The organism is Micromonospora sp. LZ34, assembly GCF_052981855.1.
This window is the reverse complement of record NZ_JBRIQN010000062.1, coordinates 17,286-27,267: the sequence shown is the minus strand read 5'-3', so window position 1 is coordinate 27,267 and position 9,982 is coordinate 17,286. Positions and strand designations below refer to the sequence as shown.

Annotated in this window: 9 protein-coding genes and 1 pseudogene; 6 read left to right on the top strand and 4 right to left on the bottom strand. The window is 69.2% G+C overall.

What is annotated here, in order from left to right:
* Positions 1-135: 135 nt before the first annotated feature.
* The 3 genes and pseudogenes from ACVCAH_RS33810 (at position 136) to ACVCAH_RS33800 (ending at position 1,603) form a co-directional block, all read left to right on the top strand.
* Positions 136-585, top strand: a complete 450-nt coding sequence (locus tag ACVCAH_RS33810) for an iron chaperone (protein WP_447140302.1) — start codon at positions 136-138, stop codon at positions 583-585.
* Positions 586-743: 158 nt separating this feature from the next.
* Positions 744-1,105: pseudogene (locus ACVCAH_RS33805) on the top strand (ADP-ribosylation/crystallin J1).
* Between the two features lie 6 nt (positions 1,106-1,111).
* Positions 1,112-1,603, top strand: a complete 492-nt coding sequence (locus ACVCAH_RS33800; protein ID WP_447140301.1) for a hypothetical protein — start codon at positions 1,112-1,114, stop codon at positions 1,601-1,603.
* 68 nt (positions 1,604-1,671) lie between these two features.
* Here ACVCAH_RS33800 and ACVCAH_RS33795 read toward each other — a convergent pair whose 3' ends face one another.
* The 4 genes from ACVCAH_RS33795 to ACVCAH_RS33780 form a co-directional block, all read right to left on the bottom strand.
* The gene (locus ACVCAH_RS33795) at positions 1,672-2,172 is read right to left on the bottom strand and encodes a YfbM family protein (protein ID WP_447140300.1); all 501 of its coding nucleotides are present in this window, start codon (positions 2,170-2,172) and stop codon (positions 1,672-1,674) included.
* Between the two features lie 138 nt (positions 2,173-2,310).
* Positions 2,311-3,054 carry an SAM-dependent methyltransferase gene (locus tag ACVCAH_RS33790; RefSeq protein ID WP_447140299.1) on the bottom strand — a complete coding sequence of 248 codons (744 nt, stop codon included), beginning with the start codon at positions 3,052-3,054 and terminating at the stop codon, positions 2,311-2,313.
* A gap of 113 nt (positions 3,055-3,167) precedes the next feature.
* A complete protein-coding gene (locus tag ACVCAH_RS33785) occupies positions 3,168-3,839 on the bottom strand; it encodes a hypothetical protein (RefSeq protein ID WP_447140298.1) in 672 nt (223 codons plus the stop codon).
* Positions 3,840-4,169: 330 nt separating this feature from the next.
* Positions 4,170-5,528, bottom strand: a complete 1,359-nt coding sequence (locus ACVCAH_RS33780) for a hypothetical protein (RefSeq protein WP_447140297.1) — start codon at positions 5,526-5,528, stop codon at positions 4,170-4,172.
* 464 nt (positions 5,529-5,992) lie between these two features.
* On the opposite strand from ACVCAH_RS33780, the gene ACVCAH_RS33775 reads away from it, so the two are divergent.
* From ACVCAH_RS33775 to ACVCAH_RS33765, 3 genes are read left to right on the top strand one after another with little or no spacing between them, the layout of a single operon-like run.
* The gene (locus ACVCAH_RS33775; RefSeq protein WP_447140296.1) at positions 5,993-7,039 is read left to right on the top strand and encodes a LacI family DNA-binding transcriptional regulator; all 1,047 of its coding nucleotides are present in this window, start codon (positions 5,993-5,995) and stop codon (positions 7,037-7,039) included.
* A 41-nt stretch (positions 7,040-7,080) separates the two neighbouring features.
* Complete coding sequence (locus ACVCAH_RS33770) at positions 7,081-8,676, top strand: FAD-dependent oxidoreductase (RefSeq protein ID WP_447140295.1); 1,596 nt, start codon at positions 7,081-7,083, stop codon at positions 8,674-8,676.
* Positions 8,677-8,698: 22 nt separating this feature from the next.
* Positions 8,699-9,979 (top strand): ABC transporter substrate-binding protein, encoded by a 1,281-nt coding sequence (locus tag ACVCAH_RS33765; RefSeq protein ID WP_447140294.1) that lies wholly within the window; start codon positions 8,699-8,701, stop codon positions 9,977-9,979.
* Positions 9,980-9,982: the final 3 nt, after the last annotated feature.

The window sequence follows — 9,982 nt, the reverse complement described above, 5'->3', positions numbered from 1 at the left end:
ATCGACAGGCGGCTGCGTCCACTTCGCACGCCCCCACCGCATCCCGCGAGGTCAGACCGCCAATGGCGGCTGCCGTACTAGCCTTCCTTCAGTTGGCCGGCAAACGCCGAGCCTTGAACGAAAGGCAGCCTGGGAATGACCGCGAAGAATTCCATGAACGAGTCCGACGGCTTCAGCGCCGAGGAGCGTGCCGCGATGAAGGAGCGCGCCGCCGAGCTGCGCGCCGAGGGCAAGAAGGGCGCCAAGAAAGCCGACGGACTTCAGGCGGTCATCGACCGGATCGCGCAGATGGCGCCGGAGGATCGTGCGCTCGCCGAGCGCGTGCATGTGGCGGTGACCGCTACCGCCCCGGAGCTGTCGCCAAAGACCTGGTACGGGATGCCCGCCTACGCGAACGAGGACGGCAAGATCGTCGTCTTCTTTCAGGACGCGGGCAAGTTCAACTACCGGTACTCGACCCTGAGCTTCCAGGACACGGCCAACCTCGACGACGGGGACATGTGGCCGGTGTCGTATGCGCTCCACAAGTGGAGCACCGCGGTGGAGAAGAAGGTCATCGAGCTGGTGAAGGCTGCCATCTCCTGACCGTTGCCGCCGGCGGCACCGGCATCCGACGGGCCGTCTGGAGGGGTCAACGACTGACAGCGTGACGTTCCCGAACAGTACGGCCAGCCGAAAACCCCGGGCCCTTGTTACGGGACTGCCGGTACCGTGCCTCGACAATGAGGAGAGGGGGTGCGGTGGTGGCGGAGACGATGACCCTGTGGCGGCCGACCGGCCCGCAGGAGCTCGACCTCGTCCGCGCCTCCGGCTGGACAGCCTGGCCGCCGCGGTTGCCCGACCAGCCGATCTTCTACCCCGTCCTCAACGAGCAGTACGCCATCATGATCGCCCGGGACTGGAACGTGCCCGCCTCCGGCGTCGGTTACGTCACCCGGTTCCACGTCGACCGCGATTTCGCCGCCCGCTACCCGGTCCGGCAGGTCGGTGGCGCGACATCCTCGAGCTGTGGGTGCCGGCTGAGGACCTCGACGAGTTCAACCGGCACATCGTCGGGCTCATCGAGGTGGTCCACGAGTTCCGGCCGGTCGAGCAGACAAGGTGACCAGCGGTGGATTCCGCCGAACGACTGGCACGGATCCGGCAGTTGCTGGCCGGGCTGCCGGGGCCATACGGCAACGGACATCTCTGGACCCTGATCCGATTCGCCGACACCGAAGACCCCTTCCCCACGGCCTTCGCGTTCCTGACTGACTGCGACGTCATCGGCTCCGGCAGTACGTACGCCACAGCGTCGCAGGCGCCACAGGACGCTGCGGAACTGTCCGCCCGCATGGACGAGGTGGACCAGAACGCTGCGGTCACCGTGCTGGTCGGCATGACCGCCCGCACGCTCGCTTACGGCACACCAGGCCGCTACCCCAGCAAACAAGCCCAAGACCTGTTCCGGACGCTGATCACATTGCAGGGTCACGGCACCCGCTGGTGGACGAACACCGACCTGGGCGCATGGAACCCTGTAACCCGACACGGCATCGACGCCCTCGTCATCGGCACCGGCGGTGGGGTCGTGGTCGCGGTCCTGGCCACGGACGAGGACTGAGGTGCCGAGGCCGACCGAGACCGTGCAGACTTGCGGCGTTCGGTGCCGTCCCTCGGATATGACAGCCGTCAGCCCATCCAGACCAAGACCGGCTCGTGGTCGGCAGCGGCGGCGCCAAGAAACGTTGCCAGTCGTGTGTAGTAGTCCGCCAGATACGACAACGCCCAGTCCTGACTCCAGATGACCGGGTAGACGCCGGCAGCGATGAACTCCGCGGGAGCATAGTGCAGGGCGAGTGAGGCGAACGGCACGGCGGCAAGGAATCGGGCCGCGTCGGCCACGTCGGCCGGCGCAATCAGGCGCGGCGAGTCGTAGCCCCACTCGTCATCAGTCACCGGCTCGCCGCCGCCGATGACGTCGATGGGCGGGTCCAGCTTCGCCAGCAGGTACTGCAGACCCGCCCACGCCCGGTCGGTATCCATACCTCGGGACGACCGCTCCTCGTCCTCGTCGCCCATCCGCAGGTCGCCGGCGTACTCATAGGCGTGGTCCGGCTCCTCGACCAGGAGCCGACGGAGCTCGGTGAGTTCGTGCGGCCGCAACCGCACGTACTCCATGATCATGCTCATGAACGGATGATGCACGGTTCCCTCATCGGCGGGGACGTGCCGCACCGCGTGGAAGGCGCCCGGTCAGCGGCTACCGGCGATCCCGCCCGGTGATCAGCGACACCAGGGCGCGATTGGCAAGGGCAGGTGTCGACGTCATCACATACGGCGTAGCACCAGCGTCACGAAGCCCAGAACGTTGCGGTACCCGCGCAGCCACTGGTCGCGGTGCTCCCGTGCCACGTTGAGTGCCTCGGCGGCGTCCGGGTGGCCGGGGTTGTCGAGCGCCCACTCGGTGAGCGAGCCGATCCACGACCATTCGTAGTCGTCCCACTCGGCGGCGTCGCTGACATGGGCGTACACCGGCGTCCAGCCGGCCTGCTCTGCGGCGTCGGCAAGGCCGGCGAGGTCGGTGAATTCCTCAGGCTTCGCATTGAGCGCTTCGAGAGCCTCCGGAGTCGGCGGGGCCTGCCAGAACCCCTCACCGACGATCAGGATGCCGTCGGCATTCACATGCCGACCGGCCAGTTCCAGCGTCCCGCCGAATCCGCCGAACGCGTGTGTCGACCCGACGCACAGCACCAGGTCGTAATCGCCGTCAGGCACGTACGTCCGGGCGTCGCGCTCGTGCAGCGTGAGCCGGTCGGCGAGGCCGCGTTCGGCGGCGGCGTTGGCGGCGCGTTCGAGGGCGTACGGGCTGACGTCTACGCCGTCCGCGTGACCGTCGGGGTAGTGGGCGAGGGCCTGCAGCGCCCAGGCTCCCTCTCCGCAGCCGAGGTCGAGGACGCGAGCTGCCGGTTGCCGGTCCGCTCGGCGCAGGAGACGGTTGACATTCACACCGAAGATCGGGGCCGCGATCGGGTGGTGCGAGTGGGCGATGCTGCTGAGCTGTTGACGATCCACCGGGACAGTCAACCGGAGTCGCTCCACGCCCGCACTCGGGTTGTCACGGCAAGCGCGGTCGACGACATGAGCGGATGCAGGCCTGAGCTACGAGCCGAACCTGCCAACTGGTCTCAGCCGCTCAGGCCAAGCTGGGGATACAGGGCGTCCGGGGCGGCGACCGCTCCTCGCGGTCGCGTGACGTCGGTAGCTGCACCGAAGTCGCTGTAGCGCAGGGACGCGTTCGGCAGCCCGCTGGCGGCTGGGATCAAGAAACTGATCAGCCGGCCCTCGGCATCCAGCGTTGCACGGAACGCGTGGCTGCGCGCGCTGTCGGGCAACGTGACACCTGGACCGGGGCGGAAGCTGATCCCGTTGCCCGTGCCGATCCGGGTCACGTCGATCGTCCCGGTGATGTGAGAGCCGTCTGCTCGCGCGGTGACGATCGCATTGATGAGGCGGGCCGAGCCGCCGGGGTCGTTCTTGCCTGGGGCGAAGCTCAGGGCGAAATCTGACGGCACCCGGGCGGGGTCGAGGCTCATCCATTCGTGGCCGACACCCGGGAGGTCCAGTTCGGTCTTCATGTAGACCTCATTGTCGATCATCCGGATCTCGGTGACCCGACCGAACGCCGAAAGCGTGGCGTCGGTGCGCTTGTTGACGTTGTCGCTGTGCGACAGCGTCGTGACCTGACTCGCGATGTCGACGTCGACGCGAAAGCTCGTCTGATCGATGAACTCCGTACCTGCCCGCAGCAGGTCGATCGCCTTGGCCGTAGTGGCGGCGTCAGCGCTGACGGTCGACACCGGGGCGGGTTCGGTTCCCGTCCGCGCGCCAGCCGAGCAACCCAGTAAGAGGAGTATTCCCGCAGAGATGCCGGCCGCGGCGGCTCGACGTGTCATAGCCACACATGGTAGGTAGCTTTCGCAAGGGCTCCGGTGTCCGTCAGGGGCCCGGAGATCCGGTGTTGGCGCACCTGCCGGGCCGACCATTTGTCGGTACCCGCCGCGCTCCTGCGTCCGGTTCAGTGGCCACCCGGTACGGCAACGACAGCCGAACGCAGCCGGACACCGTCCCACCCTGTGCGGTACCGCACAGGGTGGGACGCCGAACGACTCATGCCGCGCGACGTCGGTCTACTCCACGCCGTGGTCGTGCGGGACCGTCACGGTGACGGTGCAGCCGACCGGCCGCCCGATCTCGTCGTGGCCGCCGTACGTCAGCGTGTAGACCCGGTCCCCGCCGTTGCCGGCCCGTTCCGCCCGGAGCTTGCCGGCGGTGTCGGGTGCGCCCGCGGTGAAGTCGCTGACGTCCGCGGCGTCGCCGCCGGTCACGCTCGTGAGAGTGAACGCGTTCGGGCCGAGCACGCCGTCGCGCAGGTCCACGGTCACGGCCACGTCGACCAGTTCGTGGTTCGGTGGCCACAGGACCGGCCGGTCCACGGAACAGTCCAGCTGCCGCTGCGGCACCGGCTCGGACAGCGTGGCCACCGCGTGGCCGATCGTCGCGGTGAGCCGCCCTCCGGCCTCGTAGTACATGTGCACGGTGCGGCCGTCGAAGTAGAACGTCGGTGCGGCTGACCGGCCCAAGTCGGGTGCGGCGCTCATCGAGTCATGCACCATGCCCAGGTGGATCTCCTGGTCGAAGTTCTCCCCCACGTCGACGGCGTGCATGTTGCCGTCGGCAGCATGGAAGATCACCAGGTTGCGGCCGTTCCAGCGCAGGAAGAACGGTCCGGAGGCGTTGGGACCCTCGATGCCCTGCGGAGTCACGATCGGCTCGGGCTGGATGGCCCAGGTCCGCGCGTCGTTGGAGACCGCCCAGCGGATCCGGCGGGACACCGGGCCGGTCGGTCCGGGCGGCGCCGCCGTGGGGTTGTCCATGAAGACCATCAGATAGCGGGTTCCCAGGCGCGGCACGGACTGCTCGAACACGCGGGCGTACGAGGTCTCGCCACCGGTGGTCTCGTCCCGGGTGACCGCTGTCCCGCCGTAGTTGAAGTGGATGCCGTCGTCGGAGGTGGCGTAGCGGGTGATCGAGTTCTCGCCGTGGTAGTAGAGGAACAGCTTGCGCTCGCCCTCCACCCAGACCGCGTGCGGAGAGGACACGTGGCTGACCGTCGGATAGTGCGGCAGCCAGGTGTTGCTGATCAGGGGGTTGGCCTGGTACTCCGTCCAGGGGCCGTCGATCGAGTCGGCGTACGCGAGGGCGATCCCGCCGGGTCGCTCGTGCGGGGCGTAGTACAGGTAGTAGGTACCCAGCGGGTTGGGAAAGTAGTCAGCGGCCCGGATGACACTCGGGAAGATGAACTCGTTCGTCGGGTTGTAGCCGAGGGTGCTCTTGTCGAAGGCGGTTCCCGCGTACGTGAACTGCGGGAAGTCGAAAGCCGGGTCGGCGGTGGCCGGCGCGGCGCCAGCCAGGGCGGCAACGAGCAGGCCGGCGCCGGCCGCCGCCGTGACGGCGCGGCGGGGTGATGAGACAGATGCTCTGGTCATGCGTCTTCCTCTTCGGTCGGATCGGTCGAACGCTGGACTGTCGTGATCGGATGGCCGAGGCCGGTCCTTTAGCGCACGACGCCGGCGGCCGGGACCGCGGAGGGTCACTCCCCCACGGCTCGCCGATCAGCAGGCGGTAACGCCGAGTAAGGGTGCGCGAGGACTCGACCGTCGACCGTCCGACCGGCCCACGGTGCTAATACGTATTAGCATCTATGTTTCTCGAATGTTGCGTGGTCGAACGGCGCGCTGTCAAGAGGTGGCACCGACCAGCTTGACCACCACCCGCCGGCCCAGCGGAGCGGACGGTCGAGAACCCCGCACGTCCCGCTAATGCGCATTACTTCAGGGACTTCATCTACTCGAAATCTCGCATCACCCTCTTGACACCGGCGGGAGCGCAGGCCAGGCTCCTTGCCAACGCCGAGTGCTAATACGCATTAGCCGCACCGGAAGGACCCGTCGTGGCCACACCCTCCAGACGTGTCACCCAGCGTGACATCGCCCGCTTGGCGGGTGTCAGTCAGGCGACGGTGTCCCTGGTGCTGAACAACCGGGCCGACGCCGAGGTCCGGATCGCTCCGGAGACCCGCGACCGGGTGCTGCGGGCGATCGCCGAGACCGGGTACGCCGCGGACCCGGTGGCCCGCCGACTCGCCTCGCGGTTCAACCGGATCATCGGTGTCTTCACGTACGAGCCCGCGTTCCCCAGCGGCAGCCGGGACTTCTTCCACCCGTTCCTGCTCGGCATCGAGGAGTACGCCGAGCGGGTCGGCTGCGACCTGCTGCTGTTCACCAGCGCACCCGTGGTCGAGGGCCGGCGACGCATCTTCCACCAGGACAACCGGCTGCGCCTGGCCGACGGGTGCATCCTGCTCGGGCGCGAGATCGACGGCGCGGAACTGCAGCGGCTCAACCGCGACGGGTACCCGTACGTCGCCGTGGGTCGCCGTGACGACGCCGGCGGGCCGGTGCCGTACGTCGGCGCGGACTACGCCACGGCGGTGAGCCGGCTTGTCGAGCTGGCGCTGCGCCGCGGCCACCGACGCCTCGCCTACCTGAGCATGGGCGGCATCGCCGAGTCCTCCGCGGACCGCCGCCGCGGGTTCGACGCTTCCGCGTCGGCCGCGGAGAGCGCCCGACAGTTGACCGCGACGGCCCGGGACGCCGACACGCTTCTCGACGACCTGCTCGCCGACGGGACAACCGTCGCCCTCGTGGAGGACTTCGCCACCGCCGTGGCGCTCGAGTCGGCCACCCGGCGGCGCGGGCTGACCGTGCCGGGTGGCCTCTCGATCCTCACCCTCGGCGACCCGACGGTGCCGGTCCCCACCGACATCGCCTTCACCGGGTTCCGCATTCCCCGCGAGGAGATGGGCCGGCAGGCGGTCGAGGTGCTGCGGGGGGTCATCGACGGCAGCGCCGCCGGCGTGCAGCAACGACTCCTCCCCTGCGAACTCGTCGAGGGCGACACCCTCGGCACCCCTGATCCGGCGGTCGGCCGCCGCTGAGGCGGGACGGCCGCTCAACTGGAAGGAAGCAAGTGGTACAGATGCGTGCGGACGTCCTCGTCGTCGGGGGCGGACTGGGCGGCGTGGCTGCCGCGCTCGCCGCGGCCCGAGCCGGCCGGTCCGTCATCCTGACCGAGGAGTTCGACTGGCTCGGCGGGCAGCTGACCAGCCAGGCCGTCCCGCCGGACGAGCACTCCTGGATCGAGCAGTTCGGCGCCACCGCCAGCTACCGGGCCCTGCGCAACGGCATCCGCGACTACTACCGCAGCTACTACCCGCTGACCGAGCGCTCCCGCGCCTGGACCGACCTCAACCCGGGTGCCGGCTGGGTGAGCCGGATCTGCCACGAGCCCCGGGTGGCCGTCGCCGTCCTCGAGCAGATGCTCGCCCCGTACCGCGGCGCCGGCCGGTTGACCGTGCTCCAGCCGTACCGGCCGGTCGCCGCGGAGACCGACGGGGACCGGGTCACCGGCGTCACGCTGGCCCACCGGGACCGCGACGACCGGATCGACGTCACCGCGCCGTACATCCTGGACGCCACCGAGACCGGTGAGCTGCTGCCGCTGACCGGCACCGAGTACGTCACCGGGTTCGAGTCGCAGGCACAGACCGGGGAACCGAGCGCACCCGCCGAGGCACAGCCGATGAACATGCAGGCCGCCTCGGTCTGCTTCGCGATCGACCACGTCGACGGCGATCACACCATCGACCGCCCGGCGGGCTATGACTTCTGGCGGGACTACAAGCCCGACTTCTGGGGCGACCGGCTGTTGTCCTGGCGGTCGCCGCACCCCCGCACGCTGGAGATCGTCGAGCGCAGCTTCACCCCCAACCCGGACGACGACCCGTTGAGCGTCAACGCCGACCAGCGCCTCAACCCCGGCGACGGCAACCTGTGGACGTTCCGACGGATCGCCGCCCGGCGCAACTTCACCGACGGGTCGTACGGCAGCGACATCACGCTGGTGAACTGGCCGATGATCGACTACTTCGAGGGCCCGGTCATCGACGTGCCGAACGCGTCGTGGCACCTGGCCAAGGCCCGGGAGCTGTCGTACTCGGTGCTGTACTGGCTGCAGACGGAGGCACCCCGGCCGGACGGCGGCACCGGCTTCCCCGGGCTACGACTGCGCGGGGACGTGACCGGCAGCCGGGACGGTCTGGCACAGGCGCCGTACATCCGGGAGTCCCGCCGCATCCGGGCCGAGTACACGGTCGTGGAGCAGGACCTCTCGCTGGCCGTACGGGGCCAGCACGGCGCCGTCCAGTACCCCGACTCGATCGGTGTGGGGATGTACCGCATCGACCTGCACCCGTCGACCGGCGGCGACAACTACATCGACGTCGGCTCCTGCCCCTTCGAGATCCCGCTCGGCGCGCTGATCCCACAGCGGGTGGAGAACCTGCTGCCGGCCGGAAAGAACATCGGCACCACGCACATCACCAACGGCAGCTACCGGCTGCACCCGGTCGAGTGGAACGTCGGCGAGGTCGCCGGTCTGCTCGCCGACTTCTGTCTGGCGCGGGGCGAGTCCCCGCGCGCGGTCCGCGGCACCCCCCGCCTGCTGGCCGAATTCACCGACCGTGTCTCGGCCGCCGGCGTCGAACGGCGCTGGCCGCAGATCGCGGGCTACTGAAACCCCCGGTTAGGAGAAGGATATGAGAACAGGAAAGGGTCTACGCGTTGTCGCCGCGGCGCTGACCGGCGCCCTCGCCCTGTCCGCCTGCGGCGGCGGCGAGGCGGAGGACAAGGGCCCGGCCAGCCTGCGGGTGACCGTCTGGTCGGCCAACGAGGCGCACCTGAAGCTGTTCAACGAGATCGCCGACGAGTACCGCAAGAGCCACCCCGACGTCGCCGAGATCAAGTTCGACCCGCTGCCGTTCGAGAACTACACCACGACGCTGACCACCCAGATCGCCGGCGGGAACGCCCCCGACCTGGCGTGGGTGTTCGAGAACTCCGCCCCCGACTTCGTCGCCTCGGGCGCGCTGCTGCCGCTCGACGACATCCTCAAGAAGGCCGAGGGCTACCAGTACGACGACATCTCCCCGGCCACGCTGAAGCTGTGGCAGAACGACGGGAAGCTGTACGCGTACCCGTTCTCCACCTCGCCGTTCGGTGTCTTCGTCAACACCGACCTGCTGAAGCAGGCCGGTCAGAAGACCCCGGCCGAGCTGATCACCGCCGGGCAGTGGACCTGGGACGCCGCACTGGCCGCCGCCGGCGCCACCCAGGCCGCCACCGGCAAGGCCGGTCTGGTCATCCGCGACTTCGACTACAAGGGCTGGGACAACCTGTCCACCTTCTGGACGGGATGGGGTGCGCAGGCGTGGAGTGAGGACGGCAAGTCCTGCGGCTTCGCCAGCCCGGAGATGGTCGACGCGATGACCACCCTGCACAAGGCGATCTTCACCACGAAGGCGCTGCCCGGCCCGGGCACGACCGCGGACTTCTTCGCCGGTGACGCCGCCATGACGGTCACCCAGATCTCCCGCGCCTCCCTGCTGAAGGACGGCGGCTTCGCCTGGGACCTCGTCCCCCTACCGGCCGGGCCGAAGGGACCGTACGCCGTGGTCGGGCAGGCCGGCATCGGGGTGTTGAAGAAGAGCCCGCACGCCGACGCCGCCGCCGATTTCCTCGCGTTCCTGACCAACCCCACCAACTCGGCCAAGCTGGCCCAGTTCTTCCCGCCGCCGCGCCAGTCCCAGCTGACCGCGGAGACGCTGGCCAAGACGAACCCGAAGCTCAAGCCGGAGCAGTTGCAGAAGGTCGTCATCGACGGCATCACCAACGGCGTCGTCAAGCCGAGCCACGCCGGCCAGGCCGAGATCAGCCAGCAGGTCCGCGCCGGGCTGGACCCGCTGTGGAAGCCGGACGCGGACGTCAAGGCCGTCCTGGACGGGGTCTGCGCCAAGATCCAGCCGCTGCTGGCGAAGTAAGGA